Annotated in this window: 22 protein-coding genes and 3 pseudogenes; 20 read left to right on the top strand and 5 right to left on the bottom strand. The window is 45.8% G+C overall.

Annotated features, from left to right (window positions below; genetic code table 11):
* Nucleotides 1-89: 89 nt before the first annotated feature.
* The 13 genes and pseudogenes from G9U52_RS16720 to G9U52_RS16660 all read left to right on the top strand — a co-directional run bounded on the left by G9U52_RS16720 (nt 90) and on the right by G9U52_RS16660 (nt 16,895).
* Nucleotides 90-980: an ABC transporter permease gene (locus G9U52_RS16720; RefSeq protein ID WP_243767401.1), complete on the top strand. Its 891-nt coding sequence runs from the start codon at nt 90-92 to the stop codon at nt 978-980.
* A 19-nt stretch (nt 981-999) separates the two neighbouring features.
* Nucleotides 1,000-1,884: a carbohydrate ABC transporter permease gene (locus G9U52_RS16715; RefSeq protein ID WP_166151515.1), complete on the top strand. Its 885-nt coding sequence runs from the start codon at nt 1,000-1,002 to the stop codon at nt 1,882-1,884.
* Nucleotides 1,885-1,948: 64 nt separating this feature from the next.
* On the top strand, nt 1,949-3,466 hold the full coding sequence (locus G9U52_RS16710) for an extracellular solute-binding protein (protein WP_166151513.1): 1,518 nt from the start codon (nt 1,949-1,951) through the stop codon (nt 3,464-3,466).
* A 33-nt stretch (nt 3,467-3,499) separates the two neighbouring features.
* Nucleotides 3,500-5,602 carry a beta-galactosidase gene (locus tag G9U52_RS16705; protein WP_166151511.1) on the top strand — a complete coding sequence of 701 codons (2,103 nt, stop codon included), beginning with the start codon at nt 3,500-3,502 and terminating at the stop codon, nt 5,600-5,602.
* Between the two features lie 194 nt (nt 5,603-5,796).
* The gene (locus G9U52_RS16700; protein WP_166151509.1) at nt 5,797-8,097 is read left to right on the top strand and encodes a carbohydrate-binding family 6 protein; all 2,301 of its coding nucleotides are present in this window, start codon (nt 5,797-5,799) and stop codon (nt 8,095-8,097) included.
* Nucleotides 8,098-8,546: 449 nt separating this feature from the next.
* On the top strand, nt 8,547-9,725 hold the full coding sequence (locus G9U52_RS16695) for an MFS transporter (RefSeq protein ID WP_166151507.1): 1,179 nt from the start codon (nt 8,547-8,549) through the stop codon (nt 9,723-9,725).
* Nucleotides 9,726-10,579: 854 nt separating this feature from the next.
* A complete protein-coding gene (locus G9U52_RS16690) occupies nt 10,580-11,260 on the top strand; it encodes a protein kinase family protein (protein WP_166151505.1) in 681 nt (226 codons plus the stop codon).
* A 445-nt stretch (nt 11,261-11,705) separates the two neighbouring features.
* Nucleotides 11,706-13,112, top strand: a complete 1,407-nt coding sequence (locus G9U52_RS16685; protein WP_166151857.1) for a DHA2 family efflux MFS transporter permease subunit — start codon at nt 11,706-11,708, stop codon at nt 13,110-13,112.
* 109 nt (nt 13,113-13,221) lie between these two features.
* Nucleotides 13,222-13,428: pseudogene (locus G9U52_RS16680) on the top strand (transposase zinc-binding domain-containing protein); the annotation flags it as partial.
* Nucleotides 13,429-13,616: 188 nt separating this feature from the next.
* Complete coding sequence (locus tag G9U52_RS16675) at nt 13,617-14,615, top strand: type I glyceraldehyde-3-phosphate dehydrogenase (RefSeq protein WP_166151503.1); 999 nt, start codon at nt 13,617-13,619, stop codon at nt 14,613-14,615.
* 407 nt (nt 14,616-15,022) lie between these two features.
* Nucleotides 15,023-15,451 (top strand): MarR family winged helix-turn-helix transcriptional regulator, encoded by a 429-nt coding sequence (locus tag G9U52_RS16670; protein WP_166151501.1) that lies wholly within the window; start codon nt 15,023-15,025, stop codon nt 15,449-15,451.
* Nucleotides 15,452-15,546: 95 nt separating this feature from the next.
* The gene (locus G9U52_RS16665; RefSeq protein WP_166151499.1) at nt 15,547-16,410 is read left to right on the top strand and encodes a Rossmann-fold NAD(P)-binding domain-containing protein; all 864 of its coding nucleotides are present in this window, start codon (nt 15,547-15,549) and stop codon (nt 16,408-16,410) included.
* Nucleotides 16,407-16,895 carry an anthrone oxygenase family protein gene (locus tag G9U52_RS16660; RefSeq protein ID WP_166151497.1) on the top strand — a complete coding sequence of 163 codons (489 nt, stop codon included), beginning with the start codon at nt 16,407-16,409 and terminating at the stop codon, nt 16,893-16,895. The genes G9U52_RS16665 and G9U52_RS16660 overlap by 4 nt, the downstream gene beginning before the upstream one ends.
* Here G9U52_RS16660 and G9U52_RS42090 read toward each other — a convergent pair.
* Nucleotides 16,892-17,728: pseudogene (locus tag G9U52_RS42090) on the bottom strand (IS110 family transposase); the annotation flags it as partial. The gene G9U52_RS16660 and the pseudogene G9U52_RS42090 sit on opposite strands and share 4 nt — an antisense overlap.
* A 119-nt stretch (nt 17,729-17,847) precedes the next feature.
* On the opposite strand from G9U52_RS42090, the gene G9U52_RS16650 reads away from it, so the two are divergent.
* From G9U52_RS16650 to G9U52_RS16640, 3 genes are all read left to right on the top strand, one after another.
* Nucleotides 17,848-18,102: a hypothetical protein gene (locus G9U52_RS16650; protein ID WP_166151495.1), complete on the top strand. Its 255-nt coding sequence runs from the start codon at nt 17,848-17,850 to the stop codon at nt 18,100-18,102.
* A gap of 420 nt (nt 18,103-18,522) precedes the next feature.
* The gene (locus G9U52_RS16645) at nt 18,523-18,906 is read left to right on the top strand and encodes a hypothetical protein (RefSeq protein ID WP_166151493.1); all 384 of its coding nucleotides are present in this window, start codon (nt 18,523-18,525) and stop codon (nt 18,904-18,906) included.
* 243 nt (nt 18,907-19,149) lie between these two features.
* Nucleotides 19,150-19,917: a nucleotidyltransferase domain-containing protein gene (locus G9U52_RS16640; protein ID WP_166151491.1), complete on the top strand. Its 768-nt coding sequence runs from the start codon at nt 19,150-19,152 to the stop codon at nt 19,915-19,917.
* Between the two features lie 121 nt (nt 19,918-20,038).
* Here the strand turns inward: G9U52_RS16640 and G9U52_RS16635 are convergent, their stop codons facing one another.
* Nucleotides 20,039-20,257: a hypothetical protein gene (locus tag G9U52_RS16635; RefSeq protein WP_166151489.1), complete on the bottom strand. Its 219-nt coding sequence runs from the start codon at nt 20,255-20,257 to the stop codon at nt 20,039-20,041.
* Between the two features lie 341 nt (nt 20,258-20,598).
* Nucleotides 20,599-21,059: pseudogene (locus G9U52_RS16630) on the bottom strand (IS110 family transposase); the annotation flags it as partial.
* A 291-nt stretch (nt 21,060-21,350) separates the two neighbouring features.
* Between G9U52_RS16630 and G9U52_RS16625 the strand changes: the two are divergent.
* Both G9U52_RS16625 and G9U52_RS16620 read left to right on the top strand, forming a co-directional pair.
* Nucleotides 21,351-21,821 carry a GNAT family N-acetyltransferase gene (locus G9U52_RS16625; protein ID WP_166151487.1) on the top strand — a complete coding sequence of 157 codons (471 nt, stop codon included), beginning with the start codon at nt 21,351-21,353 and terminating at the stop codon, nt 21,819-21,821.
* 286 nt (nt 21,822-22,107) lie between these two features.
* Nucleotides 22,108-22,644: an AAA family ATPase gene (locus G9U52_RS16620; RefSeq protein ID WP_375790255.1), complete on the top strand. Its 537-nt coding sequence runs from the start codon at nt 22,108-22,110 to the stop codon at nt 22,642-22,644.
* Between the two features lie 172 nt (nt 22,645-22,816).
* Here G9U52_RS16620 and G9U52_RS16615 read toward each other — a convergent pair whose 3' ends face one another.
* The gene (locus G9U52_RS16615) at nt 22,817-23,158 is read right to left on the bottom strand and encodes an SRPBCC family protein (RefSeq protein WP_166151485.1); all 342 of its coding nucleotides are present in this window, start codon (nt 23,156-23,158) and stop codon (nt 22,817-22,819) included.
* 30 nt (nt 23,159-23,188) lie between these two features.
* Entirely contained in the window at nt 23,189-23,506 is a 318-nt protein-coding gene (locus G9U52_RS16610; protein WP_512699208.1) for an ArsR/SmtB family transcription factor, read from the bottom strand.
* A 571-nt stretch (nt 23,507-24,077) separates the two neighbouring features.
* Between G9U52_RS16610 and G9U52_RS16605 the strand changes: the two genes are divergently transcribed.
* Complete coding sequence (locus G9U52_RS16605) at nt 24,078-25,169, top strand: FUSC family protein (RefSeq protein WP_166151481.1); 1,092 nt, start codon at nt 24,078-24,080, stop codon at nt 25,167-25,169.
* Between the two features lie 182 nt (nt 25,170-25,351).
* Nucleotides 25,352-26,335 carry an aldo/keto reductase gene (locus G9U52_RS16600; protein WP_166151479.1) on the top strand — a complete coding sequence of 328 codons (984 nt, stop codon included), beginning with the start codon at nt 25,352-25,354 and terminating at the stop codon, nt 26,333-26,335.
* Nucleotides 26,336-26,425: the final 90 nt, after the last annotated feature.

Here is a 26,425-nt window from a genome sequence, read left to right as displayed (position 1 = left end):
TGGAAGGTCTTGAACAAAGGGAGGTGAGTAGGATCGAAACACAGCTTACCGTATCAGCTGTAAAACGTGTAAGTAAACAATCATTTTTTATGAAGCTCGTTAAATACCGCTTCATTTACTTACTGGTCATGCCGGGTTTTATATTTTTTCTTTTATTCAAATTTGTGCCGATGTGGGGACTGCTGCTGTCTTTTCAGGATTACAGCCCCTACAAAGGTTTTTGGGGTAGCGATTGGGTAGGCTTCAAGCATTTTTCAACGTTATTTTCGAGTCCCCAGTTTTATGTCATGCTCAGGAATACGCTGCTGATAAACATTTTTAGTTTGGTCTTCTTTTTCCCTATACCGATTCTGCTGGCAATCATGCTTAATGAAGTGCGTCACGGAGTGTTGAAAAGGCTACATCAATCGATCGTATATCTGCCGCATTTTTTATCATGGGTGGTGGTGGTGAGCTTTACGTTCTTTATCTTCTCCACGAATGTCGGGATCGTCAATAAGGTGCTGGTAGCAATCGGTATGGAGCCCGTTGCCGTATTAACCAATCCGAATTATTTCTGGGCGTTACTGACGCTGCAAAATATTTGGAAGGATGTAGGATGGGGAACGATTATTTTCCTGGCGGCTATAGCCGGTGTCGACCCGCAGCGGTATGAGGCTGCTGTAGTGGACGGAGCTGGAAGGTTTCGGCAAATTTGGCATATCACTTTACCTGCGATCCGTCCGACCATTATCATTTTACTTATTTTGCGTTTGGGACATATGGCTGACGTTGGCTTCGAACAGGTGCTGCTTATGATGAACCCGCTTGTGACATCGGTGGCAGAGGTATTTGATACTTACTCTTTTACACAAGGAATCATTCAAGGTAAGGTCAGTGTGGGCGTCACGGTAGGTATGTTTAAAGGCGTGGTCGGTCTGGTGCTGGTGCTCCTCTCCAACTATGTAGTGAAGAAGCTCGGGCACGAGGGAATTTATTGACGAGAAAGGAGGGAGCATCTTGAGCTTTGTTCACCAAAAACATCTAACTCCGGTAGATTGGGTTAATTACACGCTTCTGGCCTTTATTTCTTTGGTATGTTTGTTCCCGTTCTTATATGTGGTCAGCGTTTCCCTAACCGATCCCGAGGTATACGTCCCCCTGAAATTTTATCTGGTACCTGAACAGTGGTCGTTCGCTTCCTATAAATTTGTGCTCGGAAACGATAATTTCATAAATGCCCTGAAAAGCACGGTATGGGTAACCATTGTTGGAACCGCATTCAATCTGGTTTTTACATTCACGATGGCCTATGGTTTGACGAAAAAATGGTTTCCAGGGCGTAATCTCATATTAGGCTGTGTAATTGTTACGCTGGTATTTAATCCGGGACTCGTGCCTAACTATCTGCTCGTTAAGGAGCTGGGTATGCTGAACTCGTATTGGGCGCTGATCCTGCCGAGTATTACCAATGCCTGGAGTCTGATCGTAGTCAAAAGTTTTATGGATTCACTTCCATCTGAGATGGAGGATGCCGCCAAAATCGACGGCTGCAACGATCTTGGCGTGTTTATGAGAATTGTCCTGCCGCTTTCAATGCCAGCACTTGCGGCGTTCTCGCTTTTCTTCGCGGTAGCGCACTGGAACACGTATTTTAATGCGATGATCTACCTGTCTGATTCCAAAAAGTGGACGCTACAGGTATTAATTAAGACCATGATCATTGATTCTGACGCCATCGGCTTCGGGCCGGATGCAGGCTCAGCAGGCGATAAGGCAGCAATTCCACAGGAGACGATCAAGATGGCGACGATCGTGCTATCGATGCTTCCGATCATTATTATTTATCCGTGGCTGCAAAAATATTTTGCCCAGGGTGTCATGCTTGGTTCAATCAAGGGATAGCGTTATGTAACGGACAGCGATTTGAAATGCCATTCAGTAACAACTTTTCAAGGGGGTATGGACGATGAACAACAAGAAATGGTCTTCATCTTTAGGTGGAGCAACGGTTTTAACCTTGCTTCTCTCGGCTTGCTCATCAGGGGGCAGTGCTCCGGCTAATTCGACTGCCGCTGTCGACACAGGGCCGCTGGAGCTGAAATTCATAGCACCGCTTTATTCGGAGCCGCTCGATATGAATAACAAGCTGTGGACGGAATTTCAAAAAGCAACGAATACAAAATTGAATGTGGAGTGGATTCCTTCCGGCGATTATGCCACCAAGATCAATCTGGTTTACTCATCGGGGAATATTCCGGAAATTTTGATCGATACCAATGCTACCAATCCAACTTTGATCAACGCTATCCGTGGCGGTGCCTTTTGGGATTTGACCGCATTATTAGGCGACCTCAGCCAATATCCTAATTTTAAAAACAACCTCCACCCGGACGCGTTCAAGTATGTCACCGTGGACAAAAAAATCTTTGGGCTGCCGCGATCCAGGCCGAATCTCGGAAACGGGATCAAAATCCGCAAGGATTGGCTCGACAAGCTTAACATACCTGTTCCTACAACATTGGATGAGTATACAGCTGCGATTAAAAAAATCGCCGACAGCGATCCGGACGGCAATGGCAAGAAGGATACGATTGGGATACTTAGTGTCGGAATTCCAGGAGCGCACTACCAGCCGGCATTTGGCGTCAATAAGCCTTTCTATAATGCCGAAGGTGGCCTGGTCGACTATCGCTTGACCCCCCAGTACACCTCTTATCTGGAATGGCTGCGCAAGCAGTATGCGGATGGTTTGATGGCGAAGGAATTTACGGCCATTAAAGATACACAGGCAATTGAGCTGTTTACGACCGGCCAGGCGGTTTCCTATGTGCGTGATATCTGGTGGGATTTCGACTGGGAGAAGGCGCTCAACAAGCTGCAGCCCGGTGCCAAACTGTTGAATCTGTCCCCATTGAAAGGACCAAACGGCACAACAGTCGACCTAACGACTGGCAATGGCGGCGGTATCTATATTTCCAAGAAGGTGCCGGAAGAGAAAGTGAAACGGATTCTTGAATATTTCAACAAGACCGCATCCAAGGAATTAACGGATATGGTTTATTACGGGGTAGAAGGCGTACACTTTACTACGGTCAACGGCCAATCGCAAATTACTGAGTTGGGCAGCAAGGAAGTGACTGCCTCGACGATTGGATTAAGTGTATTGTCTTATAAGGATTCCAAATGGGGCAAGATCGTCAGCCGATCCGCTCCCAAAGAGTACAATGATGCAAAAATTAATGAGACGAAGGATTACGAGAAATCAGGTACCATGAACCCCTTCAGTGTTATTATCTCTAATAAATGGGTTGAGGTTTGGCCGACTTACGAGAGTGAATGGAAAACGATGTCGAACAGGATGATCGTTGGACAAATTTCGGTGGAAGAGTATAAGCAGTATGTCGAGAAAATTACCAATTTACCGGACTTGAAGCAGGCGTTTAAAGAGTTTGCCCAAGCGTACAAAGATTTTTTTCAAAAGTAATGCCATTCTCAAATATGAAGGAGTAGTTCTGCGATGTCCAAAATGAAGCTTCAAGTGCCGTATGGTGCTGTGTATTTCCGTAAGTCGAATCCGCCGGCCGAGGATTGGGAACGAGATTACAAGGTAGCGAAAGAAGACGGTATGAATATATTCCGCCACTGGTTTATGTGGGGATCCATCGAGACATCTCCAGGGCATTACGACTGGGAGGACTATGACCGACAAATGGATCTGGCGGCAGAGAACGGCATTCAGACAATTATTGCTGAGATTATCCACTCTGTACCCGAATGGGCTGTACACCGTTATGCGAATGCGATACAAATAAATGCGAACGGATCTAAAGTGACCTCTTCAATGGGTGGCAGTAGCACGACGGGAGGGTACGGTGGTTCAGGTGTGCTGTGTCTTGACTGCGATGAGGTTAAGGAAGCGGCCGGAGACTTCCTGAAGGCGCTGGCCACCCGATATAAGGATCATCCGGCTACACGGGGGTACGATGTATGGAACGAGTGCAATTACTCTCCGACGGTATGTTACTGCGAGCATACTAAGGCCAAATTCAGATTGTGGTTAGAAAGTAAATATGGCACCGTGTCCAATCTGGGCAAAGCTTGGCATCGCTACAGCTATACTGATTGGGAACAGGTACAGCCTCCTTTGCAGATCGCGCCTTATCCAGAATGCATCGACTGGTTACAGTTCAAGCGGGACAATTATTACGCGCAAATGCAGTGGCGAATTGACACCATACGCAGCATTGATCCTGTTAACCTGATCAGCGCGCATGGCGTGGCAAGTGCGATTATCGGCATGGCCTCATCCGGCTGCGACGATTGGCTAGCCGCCTCGAAGGTAGAGCTGTATGGCTTTACCTGGGTTGCCTCACGTAAGGGGAACCAGCCATGGAAGCAGTGGCATGCTGTTGATTTGACACGTTCTGCTTCCCGTGGGAAACCGTTCTGGCATGCAGAATTTCAGGGAGGGCCGCTGTGGCTCCAGCCGCAGGTGATAGGTCGGGAGAAAGAGGATGGTCGGATAACCGAGCCAGAGGACATCCGGGTCTGGAATATGATCTCGTTTGCTGGGGGAGCCAAAGGCCTGCTTAATCCACGTTGGAGACCGCTGCTGGATGGTCCTTTATTCGGAGCCTTCGGAGCTTACGGAATGGACGGCAATCGTACGGATAGATCCAATATGGCCAGCTCGGTCGCTCTCTGGGCCAATGAGCAGGCCCAGGAGAAGCTGTTTCAGGCAAATCCGGTGCAAGGGGATATCGGAATTCTTGTCATTCCCGAGGTACAGCAATTCGATTATTTACTAAATCACGAAGGAAAGCTTACGCTGTACAGGGATTCAATGTGGGGAGCTTACCGGGGATTTTTCGACAATAACATTCAGGCGGATTGGGTGCACATCGAGGATATCAATAAGTACAAGGTACTCTATTTCCCGTACCCAATCATGTTTACATCAGAGCAGGCGGAGCAGCTGGCAAAATGGGTGGAGCAAGGCGGTACCATGATAAGTGAAGGCTGCGCGGGCTACTTCGGCGACCGGGGAAGAGTTGGGACGGTTCAGCCCAATCTGGGATTACACCATGTGTTTGGCGCGATTGAAGAGGACGTCGAATTCACGCCGGACATTGGCGACCGGATCAGCCTGCAGATCGACGGCTTGCCTTTAAAGGGCGGCGGATACTTGCAAACTTACCGGCTTGCCGGGGGTATTGAACGGGGGAGATACGACGACGGACGGCTTGCCGCTGTCGAGCACCATTACGGGTCAGGCCGCACGCTGCTGATTGGAACATTTCCGTCTGAGGGATATTACCGCCATGAGAATGAGGAAAACCGTCGCTTCTTTGCCGATGTTTTCCGGTGGGCCGGCAATGAGCAGCATGTAGTGACGTCCAACACTGCCTTGCAAGTCCGGATTCACGAAGGGGATGAAGACAAGTTTGTGTGGATTATAAATCCCACAAGAGAAATCCAAGAAGCCCACCTGCAGTTTGCTTCAAGCTATGGGCAAGTAGCACTCGGTGATGCCTTATGGGCGGCTGCGGAGGCAAGTACGGATGGATTAAGAGTAACAGTACCGGCTAGAGACGCATTGATATTCCGTCTGCAATGTTAGCTTTTAAATACTATTCCAATCATTTATGAATCCGTGCAACAATTTTGGCAAGTCGGGTGAGGCTACAGAATAACGCATTTACGAAAGCAACCGCACTGGATTTGGGATCTGTTACAAAAAAAAGATCGTACTGCCTAACCCATTGATGGCTTCAGTAGTACGATCTTTTTCATATTATTGAAGAGGTGATAGAAATGAAGTATGCTGTCCTCAGCTATGACGGGACTATAGCGCCAATTACTTTTGCTGCTGAACAATTGAAACAAGCATTGAAGTTTTCCAACATCGAAGTTAAGCAGGCTGGATCCGAAGACTTATCCCGGTCCGAAGATTTGTCTGACACATCCAGTACGTCGGGAGCGTCATTATCCAGTCCGTCCTTGTCTGGAGCCTCCGAAACGATTCGCATCATACTGACTACTGAGGATGCCCTGCAGGAGGATGTGGGATCACTTCCGTTTTTGGCTCCGCAGGGTTATGCCATAAGGATGCAGTATGGCCATTATAGCACGGGAAATCGCTTAGGCAGTAGCACACGGAATGAACAAGACAATAGCAAAGTATATAACGCTGGTAACGGTACCGAAGAAATTGTGTGCTGGGTGATTGGAGCCGACGTGGTTGGAGCCATGTATGGAGGGCTGGATGTGGCAGAAGCGCTTCGCACAGGGACTCCACTGCGGCATATTCGCAATCATCATAAAAATCCATTCATCGCCAAGAGAGGCATTAAATTTAATATACCGCTTGATGCGCGCACACCGAGCTACTCGGATAACGGAGATTCAGCCCAGCATAACATCAACGAGATGTGGAGCAAGCCATTTTGGGAGGAGTATCTGGATGAGATGGCACTACACCGGTTCAATACGCTATCGCTGTGGAATCTGCATCCTTTTCCATCGATGGTACAAGTTCCAGAATACCCGGATGTTGCCCTTCAAGACGTCAAAAAAACAACGGCAGCTTTTCAGGCAACTCTGCGAGGGTTAGATATGTCAACCGCTGACACTCTGAATCATTTGGTTACGCTTAAAGAGATGACGATGGCAGAAAAGATTGCTTTCTGGCGTGATGTGATGCAATACGCCCAGGATAGAGGCATCGAGGTTTATATCATTACGTGGAATATTTTTACCTATGGTACAGAAGGAAACGGTTACGGAATCAACAATGAGCAAAATAATGAAACGACCATTGATTACTTCCGGGCAAGTGTCCGTTCCTTGCTGGAAACCTATCCGTTGCTTGCAGGCATCGGTGTCACAGCAGGGGAAAACATGCAGCATTTGGGATCACCTTACTCCGATGAGGAGTGGCTGTGGCGTACGTATGGAGAAGCAGTTTTAGATGTCAAAAGAAAGCAGCCAGAACGTCACGTCCACTTTATTCATCGAGCCCATGAGACTTCGTTAGCAACTATTGATAATGCCTTCGAGGCTTATTCCGATACGTTCAGTTACAGTTACAAATATTCGCTTGCCCATATGTATGCATCGGTTAATCCGCCATTTATACATAAAGAAGGCTTTATTCATGATCTACCCAATAGGGACAAAACGTGGCTGACCGTTCGGGACGATGATTTTTATTATTTCCGCTGGGGCAATCCCGAGTTTGCCAGGCAATATATTCTCAATATGCCTCCTGCGGACCAGCTTGCTGGTTTCCTTATGGGACCGGATGGGCTCATCTGGGGTCGCGAATTCGTTAGCACGGAGCCGGAAAGTCCACGGCAATTGATCATAAAGAAGCTATGGTACAGCTTCTCGATTTGGGGTAGGTTGTCCTATGATCCAACTTTACCGGATCAGCTTTTCCAGAAGCAGCTGGCATTCCATTACCCGGAAGTGCCGCCGCAGCTTTTATTCGAGGCTTGGGCATCCGCCTCCAAGATTATCCCAACGGTTACTACATTCCATTGGCAAGGCAATAGCTTGGATTTCCAATGGTATCCAGAGGCGTGCTACAGCCATCCACAGAGAGCCAAAGGCTTCCATTCGGTCCAGCATTTTATCGAGGATGCGCCAATGGACGGGAGCGGTATGATGAGCATTCCCGCTTATTGCGACCATTTGCTGGAGCAGAAGGCTCAGACGGGAATTACACCCATACAGGTTGCGCAAGACCTGCAAGCTTATGCTTTTCGAACCCAACAATTACTCATGGGGATTGGCGGAGTGACCGGAAAAGAGCTGCGTCTCTTGCTTGGAGATCTGGAGGCCCTGTCTTATTTAGGTCAATACTATGCATTGAAAATTATGGGTGCTGTGGAATTATGTTTGTATCAAAAAAGCGCAGCTTCGGGTTATCAAGATAATTCGGTGGGATATCTGCGGCAGGCTTCAGTTTGCTGGAAAAGGTTTGCCGCTATAACAACGAATCAATATATCCCGCAGTATTTGACTCGCCAAGGTGCTATTATCGTCGATGTGACTCAATTACAAGCTCAGGTGGATAGGGACATTTGGTTAGCCGAGGTTCTCGAAGGGTGATGATATACGCTCTATAAATCGGGTTGGTTGTGTTGTAAATATCAAAAAAGCCATATCTATTATTGGCAAAACTATGCAGCCAACCCGAACCATGTAGGGTCCGCTGCGGACAGGATATCAACTGCATTTGTTAATTTATAAACAAAAAAACTACAGATGTTAATTAAACGAAAAGCTCAAGTACCAATAAGGTGCTTGAGCTACATGTCGATTACACATTTCGATCTAGCAAGGTCCCCAGTTGCTCTGCCAAGACCAAGAATTATTATAACTCTAAAAAGTAAACTACTTTATAGGATAAGAAAAAAGGAGTATACAGACGGGATGGAATATGTGAAACTTGGAAATACAGGCTTGGATATATCCCGGATTTGAGGAAATTGTCATCGCAACAGGATTATACGGCAGAAGACTGCAGATAGGTAGAGTGTATGAAGGAGGAAAGAACCGTGGAACGCCTATGGACGAAGCCGTTTATTCTCATGACTATAGGAAACCTATTCCTATTTAACGCATTTTATATGCTGTATCCGACGTTGCCGTCGTTCATCAAACAGATGGGCGGCAACGAATCGCAGGTCGGTCTGGCGATGGGTGCGTTTATGCTGTCGTCCGTTATGTTCCGGCCGCTAGTCGGCGGGCTGCTAGACCGGTTCGGCAGGCGACCGTTTATCGTCTGGGGGCTGCTTCTTTTTATCTTGTCGATGTATATGTATAATTGGGTCGGTGGAATCGTCGTTTTGATGGGGCTCAGAATTTTGCACGGGATGAGTTGGGCTGTTACCTCAACCTCCATGCTCACGGCGATTACGGATATAATCCCACCGGCACGACGCGGAGAAGGCATGGGTTGGTTTAGCACGTCCATGACCCTGGCAATGGCAATCGGCCCGATGTTCGGCATCTGGGTTACACAGAACCTATCGTTCAGCGCTCTGTTTTTATTCGCCGTCGTCCTCTCTGGGGCAGCATTGCTCCTGACGCTTGGTACAAAAATGCCTTTCCGGCCACAAACGGGTGCAAGAAAAATCGAATTGTTCGAAAAATCGGTCTTACCCCTTGCGGCATCGGTCTTTTTTCTGTTTATCGCTTATGGCGGCATTACCACCTTTGTTCCGCTGTTCGCTGACTCGATCCAGGTCAATTCCGGCGCGTTCTTTCTGGCCTTTGCTGCAACACTTGCGCTCAGTCGTCCCATTTCGGGAAAACTTTCTGATCGGTTCGGAGAGATGTTTGTCATTGTACCGTCTCTCGCGATTACGATTTGTGCTTTGGTTGTCTTGAGCCTCTCGACCGGTTTGATCGGCGTGCTAGTATCGGCGTTTCTATATGGTATCGGCTTCGGTTCCGCGCAGCCGGCTCTTCAAGCGGCAGCCATACGTCTGGCCCATTCGGACCGTAAAGGGGTTGCCAACGCCACTATATCGACTGCTAATGACCTTGGCATCGGGCTAGGTGCGATCATGCTAGGCTGGGTCTCCCAGTACACGAACTACCAAGTAATGTTCGGGGTCAGCGCAGTGTCAGTAGGGTTTTCCTTGTTGCTGTTCACTTTCTTTGTGATACGTTTGTTGAAAAACAAAGAATTGCCCTCAGAACACCAATCCTCTTCATTCAAAACAAGTTGACGTAGCTTCTAAATAAGCTATCGGATCATATTCTTGGTACTTATCGGGTTTTTACTTTTATCCGATTACTCTTCTTCAAGAATTATGGCAGGATATAGGTTGGGGCAAGGACAGAACTAGGTGGAGGTACCAGTCTTTGAATTCTAACTCAAAGGTTGTCCTCGTCGAATAAGCTTCCTTAGCAAGTTATATCAAGAATTCAACATCCTCAAACTTATCAATTCAAAAGAAATTTCTGATTTTTTATGGTATTATTAGCGTACCTCTTAAAACAACTCTTATAGGGGCATCCATTTTGTGGTTGACTGTCCCTTTAATCACTCATCATGCATCATCTGCGTCCTCCAGCTCATACCTTTAGCTTCTCCGATTGAGGAAAACTGCATAATCACAAACGCTTGGGATTAAGGTAAGGGGAATTTTCCTAGACTGGATAAAACAATCAAAGTCCTTATCCCAAGGATGAACCAACCCCGGTTAATTAGACAATGAAGAAATAACCCTTAAAGCCATTATACGACTCCCTAAAGATGTATCAGGGTTACCCGTGCGATGTCGTGCTGCAGTAGTTAGCTGGTAAGCTGGTAAGCTGGGATATATCGAACAAACTGGCAGACGATCCGCAAGCGATTATTCATATATGGACCTACCTTTCTCGATCTTTGCCCTCCGCAGGACATGTTAATGTTGAGAAGGTTGATGAGTCAACCTGTCGTAGCTATTCCGATTGAGGTCGGCTCCCTTGCTAGTGTTGTTCTTTGCTGATGTGACCAGCAAAAGTTTGTTAACCGGTTTTAGGTTACGTCTTGTTAAATGCTATTATAAAGTTGATAACCAACAAGGAGAAGGTGGTCGTGATTACGCTTTGGAAGCTGGCGGAGGAAGCATTGAGGGAAGTTGAGGTTGTTGGTCATGATAACAATAGGCCTGTTTCTGTCATCCGGTTTGCAGATGAATTGCGCTGTATTGGTATCGGAACGGATGCCGCGGTCTTTTATTACCCGAGTACCCCTAATTACGCCTTTAAAGTGTATTCCGCTAAGGCATTAGAGAAAAAGGAAGTGGAGGCGGGAATATATGAACGCTTAAAAGGATCGCAATATTTCCCCCAATGTTATGGAGCCGGACCTAATTATTTGGTATTAAGCTTCGAACAAGGAGTTACCTTGTATGATTGTATTCTGCAAGGTGTTCCTGTTCCGGAACAAGCGATCCAAGACGTTGAGGAGGCTCGTGAGTTTGTACGTAGTCAGGGGCTGAACCCTAGGGATATTCATCTGAAAAACGTTCTTTTGCAAGAGGGACGAGGGAAAGTTCTTGATGTTTCTGAGTACGTCAAAGAAGGAAACGATAATCGGTGGGAACATTTGGTTTGGACGTATAAGCACTTCTATCCCCTGATTTGCGGCGTACAGGTACCTTTATGGATTTTGGAAACGATAACGAATTGGTATAACCGGATGGATTCGGCAAGCTTCGGTATTGAAGATTTCTCTAAACGGGTGAGTCGTCTTTTCTTTGGCGAACGCAAATAAACTCGGGGATTGGAATTATTTCCTTTAATGGACAGATTTTTGTTGAGGGTAATGATAAGAATGCCGTTGTTCGTGATATCACTTGCCAGCTTGGAAGGTCACAGTATCGAACTGAAAAACGCCACCGCGTGGTGATCGTTCCAGGACTTTGAGGGTCGAGAAATACGAGTCGTTCCGGACTTGATGCAAGTCACCGCGGAACAAATTGCACAGATGTACAAAGCTCGTTGGCAGATCGTTTTATACGATTGGCGGGTTGGTATTTTTTGAAAACAACTAGATAAACTCTATGATTTACAAATAAAATATGTTCAGGGTATTGACAAGAATAACTGTTACTATTATCGTAACAGTTAGTGAGCGAAATACTGGATCGCTTACAAATAGAGATTATTCGGAGAAGGAAGTGGAATCGATAGTGAAGCAATACAATACGCGGGCCATCATGGCATCGCTGCTCATCTGTGGCTTCGTCGGCATGTTCAGTGAGACGGCGCTCAACATCGCGATCAGTAATTTAATGGACGTGTTCCAAATTTCAGCCGCGACCGCGCAGTGGTTAACGACGGGGTTCCTGCTGACGCTCGGTATTCTGATGCCGATGACGGGGCTACTGATGCAATGGTTTACAACAAGGCAATTATTCATCGTCTCACTTGCGAGTTCAATCATCGGAACGTTGATCGCGGCGTTAGCATTCAATTTCGAAATGTTAATGGTAGCTCGCGTTCTGCAGGCGGTTGGCATGGGCTTGTTAATTCCGCTCATGTTCAATACGATCCTCATTGTCTATCCACCGGAGAAGCGCGGGGCTGCGATGGGCTTTGTCGGTCTCGTCATCATGTTCGCTCCAGCGACCGGCCCCACTGTGGCGGGTCTCGTGATCGAATATTTAACATGGCACTACATCTTCTGGCTCTCGCTACCGTTTTTGGTTATAGGGTTGTTGGTGGGGCTAAAGTATTTGGAAAACGTTAATGAACTCAGTAAGCCCCGCATCGATCTGTTGTCTATCGTATTGTCCACGATCGGCTTCGGAGGCGTTGTATTCGGGTTCAGTAAGGCAGGCGAAGGTGAAGCTGGCTGGGCCAGCACGGTTGTGGTCGCATCAATTGTCATCGGGTTGGTAGCACTCGTGTTGTTCGTGTTGCGGCAGATATTTATGCGCGAGCCGATGATGAACTTGCGTGTTTTCAAGTACCCGATGTTTATCGTGGGGTTGCTTATGGTATTGTCATGTATGATGATCATCTTGTCGAGCATGATTATTCTGCCGATGTATCTGCAGAATGGCATGAGTCTGTCCGCATTCGCTGCTGGGCTCATGTTGCTGCCCGGTAGCGCGCTGAATGGCATTCTGTCACCGCAGATGGGGCGCTTGTTCGACAAGTATGGACCAAAGTGGCTCGTCATTCCCGGCCTCTTCATCGTCGCGGTTATGTTATGGTTTTTCTCCGGGATTACCTTGGCATCTTCAATCACTTTGATCGTCACCTTGCATATCGGCCTAATGGTCGGCATCTCCATGGTTTGGATGCCATCGCAGACGAACGGCCTGAACCAGTTGCCACCAGAGCTGTATCCGCACGGCACAGCGGTCATGAACACGCTGCAGCAGGTCGCAGGCGCAATTGGCACGGCGGTAGCAATTAGCATCCTTACAAAAGGCATGGAAAAGTACTTGCACAATTCCCCAGCGCCGAACGAGCTGACCGAGATGGCGAACGCGATGACATTAGGCTCGCAGAACGTATTCTTTTTCGCGATGATCGTGACGATTATCGGTCTGGTCATAGCGTTCTTTATCCGCCGCGTTGTCGTCAAACGTGCGGCAATGAGTCCTATGCATTAATTTTCCAAGAGGGAGCCCGCGGGCTCCCTTTTTTCGCATTATAGAATTATAAATTTTCGGGGTGGGAGCAGGACTACCACTCTGTTTTTGTTTTTGGTAAGGCAGAGGTATGGAGACGAACATTCTGAAACGTATTTTCTTTAACGAGCGAGGACATTGGGATGAATTTGTAAAAAAACACAAGGATAAACTTCGTCCCAATGGTCGGAAGGAAGTAGAGAAGTTCCGCAAATGCGGAAATCCTCGAAATGGCTTCAAGCTGCTGGTCTGTGAAGGATGTCACGACCTACGGCTTATTCCGTATCGTTGTAAAGGATTACATGAGCTTTGAAAGAGCTTGGGCATAGTGTTTAAATTTCGGATTTGATGCGATGAATTTCAAAGCGGTCGCTGATCACAACGATTTTACAGAATTAATCTACTCGATTTAAAAACTTTAAATTGGGAATACTACTGCGTGAGTTTATCAGCTATAGACCAATTACTTTTGCAATGGGGGCAACTATGGGAAAAATAGGAATATATGGATTTGGACGAATTGGTCGGCAGTTGTTAAGAGTCGCTTTACAAAAGCAGCTATTCGTACCCGCATCTATTTCAGATATAAGAGACGAAGCTACGCTTGCTGCTCTGTTTGAAGTAGATACGAATTATAACCGCTGGCACGAAGACGTCAGTGGAGATGATGGACTGATGGTGATAGGTGGCCGTGAAATCCAGTATATCAATTCGACTAAGGAAGTTCCTAATTGGAAGAACCTGGACGTGGATTTAGTAGTGGACTGTACAGGTCGATCCTCTACACGAGCTGCGGCTTCAGTACATTTGGAACAAGGTGCTCACCGCGTATTAGTTAGTGGACCTAGCAGCTCACTGGAAGATTGTGACGCCGTGCTGCTAAAAGGGATAAATATGGACACTTTTGATCCGGACAAGCATAAGATTATTAGCATGGCAAGCTGTACAACCAATGCCTTGGCTGCCGTCGTCAAATTAATCAATGAAAACTTCGGGATTAAATATGGTTTATTCTCGACCATTCATTCTTATACGAACAGCCAATCCTTAACGGATCAACCTATGAAAGATCGCCGAGACTCATGGGCAGCAGCGGAAAATATTATTCCTTCTTCCTCCGGAGCAGCAAAGGCACTCAAATTTATATGGAATGATTTACAAATTACTGGAAAGGCATACCGTGTTCCAACTCGTACTGGCAGTATTGCTGAATTAAATCTTTTGACGGAAAAGCCGTGTACGGTACAGCAAGTCAATGATATCTTCCGCTTCGCCGCGAAAGAGGGACCGTTAAAGGGAGTGCTGGATGTTTTGGAAGGCGCATGGACGTCTGCTCGAATTGTAGGAGACCCCCATTCCTCAATCGTGGATCTCCCTTTGACTCAATTACAAGGAGAAATCCTATCTGTCGCTACCTGGTACGATAACGAATGGGGATATGCTTCACGATTGGCGGAAGTTGCCGCCTTTCTCGTTAATAAATAAGAATGCTAACCGGATGCGAATCCATTGGTTCGTGTTCGGTCGGCACTTTTTTTCACATTCTTTTGGATCTGCCGTTTTATCGAAGGGGTCAAGTTCTTGATCTACAATAGGCCATGTTCTTGTCAACCTATAACAAGTGCATACAAACGATAAAGGAGCTGCCGCTGCAGCTCCTTTTGATTCTTCACAAAATAAGCGGTTTTATACATATGTAACTGCTCGGCGTTAAGCGAACGGGTACGATAGCTGAATGAGGCAGACCGCCACTGGCGGTCTATTTTGCCTTTGAAGTAACGGCAGTTTAGCGTGGTTAGAGGCAAAAGAGAAATACAGACTTTACATTAAATTGGAAATGTATTATATTTGTATGCGCAAGCAATATTTTTTCTGAAATGAGGTTATGAACAATGCTGGGGACCTATTTAAAAGAATGCCTGTACTTCACGGCGAATCGACTGGGTAGAGTAATTACCAAAATGGCAGAAGATGAGTTTGCCGCAAGTGGTTTGTCACCAACTTCTGCTTTTTTAATGATGGCTGTTTTTGAAAAGGAAGGGATATCACAGAAAGAGTTAGGTGAAATTCTCCATCTTCAACCTTCAACAGTGACCCGTCTTATTGAGAAGCTTGTCATCAAAGGACTGATTACTAGCCGTGTGGAAGGGCGGTTATCGCTTATTTTCGCCACGGGTAAAGGTAAAGCATTGGAGGAGACGATCAACGAGTGCTGGAATAACCTTCGTAACCGGTACAATGTATTATTGGGAGTAAAGGAAGGTGATGAACTATCACTTCACCTATATGAAGTGAGTGATCAATTAGAAAATATTGAATGACAAAGCATTCTTAATTTAGACTAACACTTGCTTGCGCAAACAAATATTGGATTAGTCAATGTAAATAAAATGAGATTACCAAAAGGAGAGATCATATGAACAATGATGCAGGTAAGAAGGTAGTTGTAGAGGATAAGAAGCCAATTTTGATTCTTGGCGGGACGGGCAAGACCGGTCGCCGTATGGCAGAGCGGCTGACAGCGCGTGGCCTACCAATACGGATCGGTTCCCGATCGGGCGAACCGTCCTTTAATTGGGAGAACCAATCCACCTGGGAATCGTCATTGCAGAACGTGGGCGCGGTGTATATAACGTATTACCCTGACCTAGCGGTGCCAGGTGCAGCTGCAGCGATCGGTGCTTTCGCCAAACTGGCGGTGAAAAACGGGATCAAGCGGCTGGTGCTGTTGTCCGGCCGAGGCGAAGAAGAGGCTCAACTTAGCGAGAGAGCATTGCAGGACTCGGGCGCTGAATGGACGATCCTACGGGCGAGTTGGTTCTGCCAAAATTTTAGCGAAAACTTCCTTCTCGGGTCGGTGCTCAGCGGTACGGTTGCTCTCCCGGCAGCGGACGTAGCGGAGCCGTTTATCGATGCTGAGGACATCGCAGATGTCGCAGTCGCGGCTTTGACTGAGGACAGACATGTCGGCCAGCTCTACGAGTTGACCGGTCCGCGTGCACTCACTTTCGCTGAAGCGACCGAAGAAATTGCCAAGGCGAGCTGCAGGGAAGTCCGCTACGTGCAAGTCTCCGCAGAGCAGTTCACGTCTGTACTGGCACAACAGGACGTACCGGCCGAGTTCTTGGAGCTGCTGACTGACCTGTTTACTAAGGTCCTGGACGGTCGCAACTCCCACCTGACAGACGGTGTTCAGCGCGCCCTGGGCCGGGAGCCCCGGGGTTTTGCCGACTACGCACGAGATGCAGCCACTTCCGGTGTTTGGGGAGGTTCGAGATGATCGAACGCTTGCTTAATAGCTTGACCTTTTTCTCGGCTATCGGCTCGGGAGTGGTTGCCGGACTATTCTTTGCCTTTTCAGTATTCGTGATGACTGCCCTCGCCCGACTCCCGTCGGCACAAGGCATTGCAGCCATGCAGTCCATCAATGTCGCTATACTCAATCCATTGTTTGGTTTGGTATTTGCTGGAACGGCCTTGGCATGTGTCATTCTGTCGATCACCTCATTCTTTAGGTGGGGCGAAGCCGGTGCGATATATTTGCTTGCCGGCAGCCTGATCTATATCGTCGGCTCCATTCTGGTGACTCTCGTATTCAATGTGCCGCTAAACGACATGCTGGCCGCCGTGGATCCAAACAGTGCCGAAGGCGCCGATCTATGGCGTCGTTACATCACCAGTTGGACGGCCTGGAACCACGTGCGGACCGTCGCGACCCTTGCAGCACTAACATCGTTTATCATTGCGTTCCGACAGTTGGGCTAGTCATTGTCCGTGGTTGTTCGGCCAGATAACGAGGCAGTCAATAATGGTGAAAGAAAGGGTTCGGTGGGACACCTATAAGAAACAGGGCTTTCAAGTCTTCGAACTGAGTTCCGTACAATAGCTCCAAGTTTTTGTTGATCAAAGTAATCTTCACCTAAGTCTACATACATTTTTTTTGTCAGCAGATAATAAGCGATTCTTAGCATAGCTGGGCCACTACAATAGCTGCTCTTTTCCTACCTTTTCGTGCTAATGTTCGCCTATACATAGCACCAAGATAGTTTTTGGAGGCACCTACGGAATGTGCGGCTTCTGTTAATGAAGATTTTAAATATTTGTTTCCTTTCTTTCCTTTAGAAGACTTCCTTCCTTTTGCCTGCGCTCTCATTATGTCCAGGTACAAGTGCTGCCCAAGAACACAAGTGAGCCGCACTTGGAAGGAATTCAATGTGGGATAAAATGGTTTTAAGCATCATGCGTTGATGAGGATTAACATAACCTCGAAGAGCGAGTTCGAGTTCTTCTTTTTTCTTTTTCATAGTTCGCCGAGCGAAGCTTGCTAATTTCACTGGATCTTCTTCACCATCTGAGATGGCGTGAAGCATGTCCTTAGACGAGACACCCATAATATCTGACACGACAGAGCCAAGCTTGATGTTTGCTCCTTCTAGCACTTTTTGAATTCGATTATGTTGCCTAGCTCGTTCTTCAATGATGCTTCGGCGATAACGAACGAGTTCTCGCAGTTCCCTTTGGTTACGGTTTGGTATGAAGCTCGCCTTTAGTAGCCCATGACGAAGAAGTTGGGCAATCCATTCTGCATCTTTCACATCTATGTCAGTTCTTAAAGTTTGCAGCGATTCAATAACATGCAATCACAAAAAGCCCGCGCTGAATACATGAACTCGGCAATAGATGGCCACATAAACGATTATTAAAATAGGGGGGCATCATGGACGATAAGATCGCAGAGCTTCTGCTCCAGTATGGCATCGCCCGTCCTGAAGCCTCGCTGATCAGGAACAATGAAAATCGGACGTATAAAGTGATCGATAGGTTAAACGGCAACGCCTATCTTCTTCGCGTGCACGATCCGATAACCGTGAATATGGCCGGCATACAACATTCAAGACAAGGAGTTGAATCCGAGTTGAGGCTGTTGGAGGCGATTACTCGTGGACGGACCTCGCTGTACAGGCGCCTGTAGCAATCCTGTCTAGACAACTCGAGATCGAATTAGATGGGCACATTGCGCGCTGCTCCGCTGGATCGAGGGACGCAATATGACAAAGGAGGACTTGTCGGCCCCTGATGTCGCATACAGCTTGGGAGCTCAGGTAGCGAATCTCCATGCGTTTTTCGGTACTTTTTGACAGAGTCATCCCTGCGGATCGGCCGGATTACGGTATTCGCAGAACCAAGAAGATGCTCACACAAATTCGGCGCGGCGTCGAACTTGAATTGTTGCAAGAGGGAATTTATCCAGTAATATGGTAATATAGAGATCAATATTCGTAATACAGCTTGATACTACTTTTTTAGAAATTGGCAAATAAAACATTAGAAAAAAATAAATACGAACCCGCTAGATGTAAGAAAGTATCAAAATTAATAAGAAGGTGTAGAAATGTATGTATGGATATCAGCAATAATATTCTCTGCTTTAATCGGAATTGTAATTCTTTTTCAATTTGCGTTAGTGGCAGGAATGCCTTGGGGAAGTTATGCAATGGGCGGGAAGTTTCCCGGTAAATATCCACCAGTTATGCGTTTGGCCTCTTTATTTCAGGTCATCATTCTGGCATTACTAGCTTCAATAGTACTAAGTAAATCAGGTTTCATATTTCCTAATTGGTATTCATTTACAAAATCGGCTATCTGGTTTGTTGTTATTTTTTCTGTGATTGCTACTACACTGAACTTTATTACAAGGAGCAAATGGGAAAGAAGAATTTGGGCACCTGTATCTTTGTTGCTGCTTATTACAAGTATAACTGTAGCCATCGAATAGTTGATAACATTTTGATTTAATTGAAACAAGTTCACTATCGAAACAGTTAGACAAAGAAATCGTTATTTTTGAAGATCTAATATGCAGGAATGATCATTAAGCTAACAGGTACGGTAGCCCCTTCGCTCAGCTAACTGGCAGGATAGTTGAATGATTTCGCGAATAATTTAAGTCATGACGAATTTACGAAATTCGCAAAAAAGACGTTAGCCGAAAGAAGTTCTTAGTTTAGGAGGAGTCTATATGATATTAGAAAAAGTTATAAATAGAATTGTAATACAAAGTGAATATAAGGATTTTGTTGATAAGTATATAGATAATATACTTACCGAATTTAAAGGTAAGATTCATAGCATTTATATGTGTGGCTCGATTCCAAAAGGAACTGCTAAACCTTTTAAGTCTGATGCAGACTTTACTATTGTATGTGTAAATCCCAAAGATATTGATTACGAAAGATTGTCAAATATTAAAGACAGGCTTTTGGAAGAATATCCAGTAGTAACTAAGATTGATACGATAATTTGCTCGATTGACGATGTATTAAGTAAACCAAATGAGTGGGGTTTTTGGGTAAAGATAATTTGTGTTTGCATATATGGTCATGACGTTGGTGAAAAAGTACCACCGATAATTATTTCTCCAGAGTTCATTTTAGACTTAAATACAGAGACCAAGGAGGAAGTAGATCGTATACATAGTTTACTTTCTAATGCTAGTGATAACACAATGAAAACTAGATATATTAAAGGTTACTCTAAGAGATTAATTCGTGCATTATACTCTTTGGTTTTAAAAGATACAGGTGTATGGCAAGATGACATTATTAAGATGAAGAATGCCATATTAAACTATTGTGAGATTGACTCCGCTTTAGTTGATTATCTGTATGCTTGTTACTTGGATAGTAATGTACTTGTTGAAGAGTTTCTGGGAATTGCAGATGAAGTATATAGCTATTTTGAGAACGCCTTAAATGCAATGGCAGCTTCCAGAACTTCCTTCGGCTAACACCATATTGACGCTCCGGGTCACTCTGAGAAGCGAGTGACCACATCCAGCCCCCTAAGCCCGTTGGACGTCACTGCATTAGGTGTTCGGCAAGCCTCACAACTATAAGCAGCGACTCTAATTAAAACAACTCAGCATCCGCCATCCCGAATGGACCGCTGAACAGCCTAGACAGGATATCCCTATTCTCGTCTTTACTGTCGACCAATGGAACGAGCTTCAGCAGGATAAATTCTTCATCGGCGCAGCGCCTATCGGCCCAAGCGAACTGACGCGCAATGACAAATACGTTTTCGCACTTCCGGCACGCTATAACTTTGCCTACCCTGATGGCTACCAAGAAGTGGAAGACACCTTGAAGAGCAATCCGATTCAACCGATGAAGTAATCAAATACTACAAAAAAAGATTACCCTTTGCCGTATACGGCCTAGAGAACTAACTCCACAATTAATTAGTGAGGACAAACCATTGTGGGTAAGCAATATGTAGACAAAATGTTGTTGAGCTAACGGGACAGTACGACAAGTTCTGCCATAAGCGCCTTAGAGCGTGAAAGGCAGGGGATTACAATCAAGTAATCCTAACTATACAACCGAGGATGGGAATGACGGAACCATGTATCCCAAAACCATCCCGCCAATACTCCTGCGTGAGTCATGGCTAACAGGTCGTGAGGTACGAAGTTCAGGTAGATACGCACACACATCTTTGAAAGAGACTCATATTGTCTCGTCAGATAACGTAGATTAAGCAGTTGCACTCCCCTTTTCTTAAAGGGTTCAAACTCTTCTTTGTAGTATAGCTCTCCCAGCAGATAAGCATCAGCAGCATCCGTCTTCACTTACGGAGGCTGGACTTTCTAAGCCGATTGGAGATAAGTGGATTAATGACAATGTACAGATAATGATGTTCCTCCAAGAACTGAACCACCGGACTTTGGTAATGCCCAGTTGCTTCTAGAACAAGCAAAGGACGTTGTCCAGACGCATGCTCTACATCGTGGATAGTTTGAAGGAGCTTCGCCAGCCCATCACGGGTATGTTCGAATTGAAATGTCCCTCTGTACGGTTTACCGCGCTCTAAAAAGGCTTGTCCATGGCTCTCTCCTTTAGAAATGTCTAGACCGATAACTGGATTCATCTCATCTCTCCTCCATATAGATTTACCGGTAGCCCCTATGGGTTCTTTTTGTCGCTCCATAGCATCGCTTGTTATACGGGATCTCCGTCCCAACCTCAATCATGGTCATGACAAGTAGGGGTGAACATTATAGCGCTCGGGATCCAGTCCCACGGGCAGGTACGTTCGACCCGGTACCTTAATCCTCCAAACTAATACGAACGGGCAGTTTAACGCAATGAATCAATTCTTGGTATGTGCTACAATGTTACAAGAGAATATTACGAATTTGAGAAGAGGGGATCTCAAAAGATGAACCTTTCAATAAATCTTTATGAGAGACCTAATAGATTTGGTGACCCCATTACACAAAAGATCAATCAATTAATAAATTCATTGACTGGTATTTGGTTTACAGAAGACGTTGCTGCAGAAACATGTAAAGATTTAATGTTTCAAGATTTACTGTGCGCTGAGAGTGATGGACAAGTTACATCTTTTTTAGTCTTTACTTGTTCAGAAGGATCAATTTCTATCTCATTAATGGGTACTGACCCGAGATACCATCGCAAGGGTATCGGTTCCAAACTGTTATTGCATTTGTTTGAACACGTAAAGAAGATGGGCTTTAATAAAATTGTTGTTTTAACGGTGCCGCCAAGTTCGAAGCCATTATATCAGCAAACTGTTCAATTCTATGAAAAGCATGGATTTAAAATCGAAAAGGAATTTACTGAGCTATGGCAGAGTGGGACAGTTCAGTTGGTGAAAATTCTAGACTAACTGGGAACGATAGTGGAACAGCGGTTGCTTCGGCAGCCTTTTTTTATAGCTCAACTAACGGATACGATAATTCAACCATAACAGGGAGGAGACCGACGTGGCGCTGCTCCCTGTTTATTGAAGTAACAGGCAGTATAGTGGAATAAACTTCCAGTGTGATAAAATAAATGTGTAAAAAATAGGAGGATTTGTACATATGTTACCTGGCGTTGAGCTAATGCTAACAAAGTTTTTGGGAAAAGTTGGAATAATGCATTATTAAAAATCTAAGTGGAGGGTAGTTTTAATGGTTGAATTGGACAAATTGGCTCCAAGAAAAATACATATTATAGGTTCCGTTGGGAGCGGTAAAACAACATTAGCCAGAAATCTATCCAATAAACTGTGTATTCCACATTACGAATTGGATAATGTTGTTTGGAAGAGACATAAACCGAGAGACATTAAAAGAACTGAGGAAGAAAGAGATCAACTGTTGAGCACAATTATTCTTTCAAATACTTGGATTATAGAGGGTGCTCATTATAATGAATGGATGTTCCAAAGTTTTAATAATGCTGATTTAATTATATTTTTGGATACTGATAATTCGAAACGAAAGTATCGAATTATCAAAAGATTTATCTTACAGTTACTCAGATTAGAAAAATCAAACTATAAACCGACTCTTGAAATATTCAGGAACATGTTTATCTGGAATAAAAATTTTGAAAGTCGAATTAAACCGAAGGTTATAAATAAGTTGGAACAATATTCTTCTAGGTCTATAACACTAAAAGATACAATCGAAATTATAAGCTCATTCAACGAACGGGCACGTTAGTTGAACTTCGCTCTAGCTGCGTGATTACGAAAACCGGATTCCCTTGTAGTGAAAGGGACCGTTTTTTTCATGCTGTCGGAAAGCTGTATCCCTATTGGACCTCGGGTTTCAAAAAACGCCAAAATAAAACAGCCACCGGCAATATAAGCCAGGCGGCTGTCCTCATATTTCCTTATATGACCGCGTTCATAAGCTCTTTCAGACGGTCCCAAGTTTCGGTGGCGCCCTCCAGCATGCCCATGTCCATGACGGTCTTGAGGGCTTCCGCTGACGCATATTCAGCATAGCTGATCAGCTTCGTCTTGTCGCCTAAATCGATGAATTCCATCGTGATATCGGTTGACGGCATGGTCTCGTTCGTATTGTCTTCGGCATCTGAGAAGTAATCGGTGTAGATGATCTTCTCCGGCTCCTTAAACATCTTGAACACGAGATCGCGCGGCGCATAGAAAACGCGCACCAGCACCAGCACCCGATCATTCTCTACTCTCGAAACCATTCCGTTGTTGGACATTTGTATTCCTCCTCATCCATTTGAATTATCCTATGTTTTTTCCTTGTTCTGCAGTTCCCGCAAGTACTCGTCCAGATTGTCGAACCTTTCTTGCATGACGCGCCGGAAGGAGTTCAGCCAAGCATCCAGCGCTTGGAAGGGCTCGGGCCGGAGCTTGTAGATCCGACGATTGGCTTGGGCCTTCACTTCCAAAATCCCGTTGTCGGTAAGCACCTTCAAATGCTTCGAGGCTTGGGGCTGGTGAAGCCCCAGCCGGACGGCGATTTCCCCCACAGTCAGGGAGCCGTCGCGCAAGAGTTCGACGATATCCATACGATTGGGTTCGGCCAAAGCGCCCAGCGTCGTCATGTCCATGCCCAGATTCTCCTTGACATGTCGCTCACCTCGTTAAGTGATGGTCTCTCGGTATAATCATCTCCTTCATCACTAGGCACCGGTTCAGTGACCGATGCCATTTTATCTTCCAGACGTTTTATTAACGCGCAAGCGTCCACGTACACACTTTCAGCTAAAACCAGCTGACATCAACATCTTGTCAACATTTTTCTCTTAAATTAATCAGACATGGCATTATACTCTTTTAACCCGTATAAGACGGTGAGGTACAGAGCGTATCTCAGTTTCTTAGACCCTCGTTTTGTAGTTCGGTTTGAGCTGGCGGTAAATGTAGAAGGCGGGAAAGATGCTCTTATCCATACCTATAACCTCTTTAAAGACCGGCTGTGGGCTTATAGGACCAAGCCGGGTTAGCTTGACGGATTTCCTTCTAGGCATCAGATGCTATTTGAGTAGGACTCACAGCCGATTATATTGCATTTGATTCGTAAGGTGACTTCTACTACTAGGAAACATTGATAGTTTCAGCCTGACAAGCCAATGCTATACGATGAAAGATACATTGTGTGGGGAGGGATCAACATTGGGTTGGGGCCAAATCATACCGGGTCGCCGTGTATGGAAGACTACTTTAGCAGCAACGGCTGCTTGGGAAATCGCCGTACAATTAGGTGCGGACCATCCCTTCTTTGCACCTCTTGCGGCGGTATTATGCATGCAAGCTACAGTGGAGAAGTCTCTAACGAAAGGGTTCCAACGTGTTTTAGGTATCATCATTGGTGTCCTGCTGGCAAGTGCGTTCTCCCTTGTAGCCATTCCGTCATCGTGGAGTATCGGGATCATACTGCTAATTGCGCTCAGTGTAGCAAGGGGATTCAGGCTGCCTGAATATACAGTCACTCAAACAGGGATCAGTACGTTATTAGTATTCATCATCGGGTCTGACAGCAATTTCTACGGTATCGACCGAATTCTAGAAACCATAATAGGCGCCGCAGTCGCCACGGCAGTGAATTTGTTAATTGCACCGCCGGATTATACAAAACGATTTGCTGAAGCATTGGAAACAGCATCAACTGGGCTTGTTCAACATTATGACAACCTGTCAAAATGGGTGGAGGAGGGGGCCACGCTGCCTGCCGGAAAGCTGATTTGGCGTACGACGGATCAACTCTGTGAGGATATTAAACAAGCCTCTGTTCAGATGGAGCTAGCAACGTTAGCGTTGAAGTACAGCCCTTTTGTTCGGCGACGACATTCTCGACTTGAACAGTATCAGAAATTGCTTCAGATTGTGGAGAAAGGTTACCTCCACAGTAGGGAATTGCAGCGGATTCTGCTCGCATTGGTTGCGGACAGAGGACTTACCGCGAAAGACCAAGTGCAGTGGACACTTCGATTTGCACAGTTCGCTGCCCAGATCGATGATTGGTGGCGGCAAGTGGTCGATCGGGATGGCTTGCAGGCACCGCGGCAGCAGGTAGAGCTCGCCGCTATCCCCAGCCTGACGGAGCAGCATTACCAGTATGCACTGGAGGTAGAAGCCAGCCAGCTATTGGATGATTTCGGGCATAACCTTGGGGGGCAGGACTGTTCGTCCTCGGAGCTTCGAACTAATGATGTGGAAAATTATAACGGAGGTGTAAAGCATGACCCACGTGGCAAACGAAATTGAAGACTATTGTTGATAGTCATAAAGAAACTTTTTGAGCGGAACTCTATTTATTTCTAAGGATAACAAAGTATTATTTGAAAAAGCATAAAAAACAGATCGAAATACATTGCTAACATGTTATATAATAAAACCATATGTATTTTTCAGTATGATATCCTACTAGAAGAAAGAAGGATAATGAGATGGAATATATAAAACTGGGTAACACAGGTATGGATGTATCTCGTCTTTGTCTAGGTTGCATGAGTTACGGTATGGCAGAACGTGGCGGACACCAATGGGCGCTTAATGAAGAGGAGAGCCGCCCCTTCATTAAAAAAGCTCTTGAACTTGGTATTAACTTTTTCGATACAGCGAATGTCTATTCGAATGGATCGAGTGAAGAAATTGTGGGCAAAGCGCTGAAGGACTTTGCTAAACGCGATGAGGTGGTTATCGCTACGAAGGTTCATGGAGCTATGAGACCGGGTCCTAATGGTTCAGGGCTTTCTCGAAAAGCAATTATGAGTGAAATTGACCATAGCCTCCTGCGATTAGGTACAGATTATGTGGATCTGTATCAAATTCACCGTTGGGATCCCCATACACCTATTGAAGAAACCATGGAAGCCTTGCACGATGTGGTCAAATCAGGGAAAGCAAGATATATTGGTGCTTCTTCTATGTATGCTTGGCAGTTTCTAAAAGCGCTGCATGTGGCTGAGCAGCATGGATGGACGCGGTTTGTATCGATGCAAAATTACTTGAATCTGCTATATCGTGAAGAGGAGCGTGAGATGCTGCCATTATGTCAAGCGGAGAGAATTGGCGTGATCCCTTGGAGCCCGCTAGCTAGAGGGCGGCTGACGCGCGACTGGGAGGAAACGACTGCGCGCTCGGAAACGGATGAATTTGCTAAAAAACTATATTCGCTTACGGCAGAAGCGGATCGCAGTGTGGTGGAACGAGTGGCAGAGGTTGCAGCAAAGCGCGATTTACCACGTGCGCAGGTGGCGCTTGCCTGGGTCCTGCAAAAAGGACCTGTTACCGCACCGATTATCGGGGCGACCAAGATGCATCATCTAGATGATGCGGTAGCCGCTCTTTCAATTAAGCTAACAACTGAAGAAATCGCAAGCCTTGAAGAACCCTATGTCCCACATCCAGTTCTGGGTGGAATTAGATAATAAGCAGACGCTTGGTCTCATGAGATCAAGCTTTTTTCTTGGTTAGTCTCTAATGAATCCAGTTGGTGTATAATAATGTTTGTGGATCTA

Source organism: Paenibacillus agricola, from assembly GCF_011440305.1.
GTDB lineage: Bacteria > Bacillota > Bacilli > Paenibacillales > NBRC-103111 > Paenibacillus_S > Paenibacillus_S agricola.
Note: the sequence above shows the minus strand (reverse complement) of the source record. Positions and strands in the feature narration are given on the sequence as shown.

Excerpts from the sequence above, each read along its gene's own strand:
- G9U52_RS16720 (WP_243767401.1), top strand. The coding sequence starts at position 90 with ATGAAGCTCGTTAAATACCGCTTCATTTACTTACTGGTCATGCCGGGT.
- G9U52_RS16710 (WP_166151513.1), top strand. The coding sequence starts at position 1,949 with ATGAACAACAAGAAATGGTCTTCATCTTTAGGTGGAGCAACGGTTTTA.
- G9U52_RS16705 (WP_166151511.1), top strand. The coding sequence starts at position 3,500 with ATGTCCAAAATGAAGCTTCAAGTGCCGTATGGTGCTGTGTATTTCCGT.
- G9U52_RS16700 (WP_166151509.1), top strand. The coding sequence starts at position 5,797 with ATGAAGTATGCTGTCCTCAGCTATGACGGGACTATAGCGCCAATTACT.
- G9U52_RS16685 (WP_166151857.1), top strand. The coding sequence starts at position 11,706 with ATGGCATCGCTGCTCATCTGTGGCTTCGTCGGCATGTTCAGTGAGACG.
- G9U52_RS16675 (WP_166151503.1), top strand. The coding sequence starts at position 13,617 with ATGGGAAAAATAGGAATATATGGATTTGGACGAATTGGTCGGCAGTTG.
- G9U52_RS16670 (WP_166151501.1), top strand. The coding sequence starts at position 15,023 with ATGCTGGGGACCTATTTAAAAGAATGCCTGTACTTCACGGCGAATCGA.
- G9U52_RS16665 (WP_166151499.1), top strand. The coding sequence starts at position 15,547 with ATGAACAATGATGCAGGTAAGAAGGTAGTTGTAGAGGATAAGAAGCCA.
- G9U52_RS16660 (WP_166151497.1), top strand. The coding sequence starts at position 16,407 with ATGATCGAACGCTTGCTTAATAGCTTGACCTTTTTCTCGGCTATCGGC.
- G9U52_RS16650 (WP_166151495.1), top strand. The coding sequence starts at position 17,848 with ATGGACGATAAGATCGCAGAGCTTCTGCTCCAGTATGGCATCGCCCGT.
- G9U52_RS16645 (WP_166151493.1), top strand. The coding sequence starts at position 18,523 with ATGTATGTATGGATATCAGCAATAATATTCTCTGCTTTAATCGGAATT.
- G9U52_RS16640 (WP_166151491.1), top strand. The coding sequence starts at position 19,150 with ATGATATTAGAAAAAGTTATAAATAGAATTGTAATACAAAGTGAATAT.
- G9U52_RS16625 (WP_166151487.1), top strand. The coding sequence starts at position 21,351 with ATGAACCTTTCAATAAATCTTTATGAGAGACCTAATAGATTTGGTGAC.
- G9U52_RS16620 (WP_375790255.1), top strand. The coding sequence starts at position 22,108 with ATGGTTGAATTGGACAAATTGGCTCCAAGAAAAATACATATTATAGGT.
- G9U52_RS16615 (WP_166151485.1), bottom strand. The coding sequence starts at position 23,158 with ATGTCCAACAACGGAATGGTTTCGAGAGTAGAGAATGATCGGGTGCTG.
- G9U52_RS16610 (WP_512699208.1), bottom strand. The coding sequence starts at position 23,506 with ATGACGACGCTGGGCGCTTTGGCCGAACCCAATCGTATGGATATCGTC.
- G9U52_RS16600 (WP_166151479.1), top strand. The coding sequence starts at position 25,352 with ATGGAATATATAAAACTGGGTAACACAGGTATGGATGTATCTCGTCTT.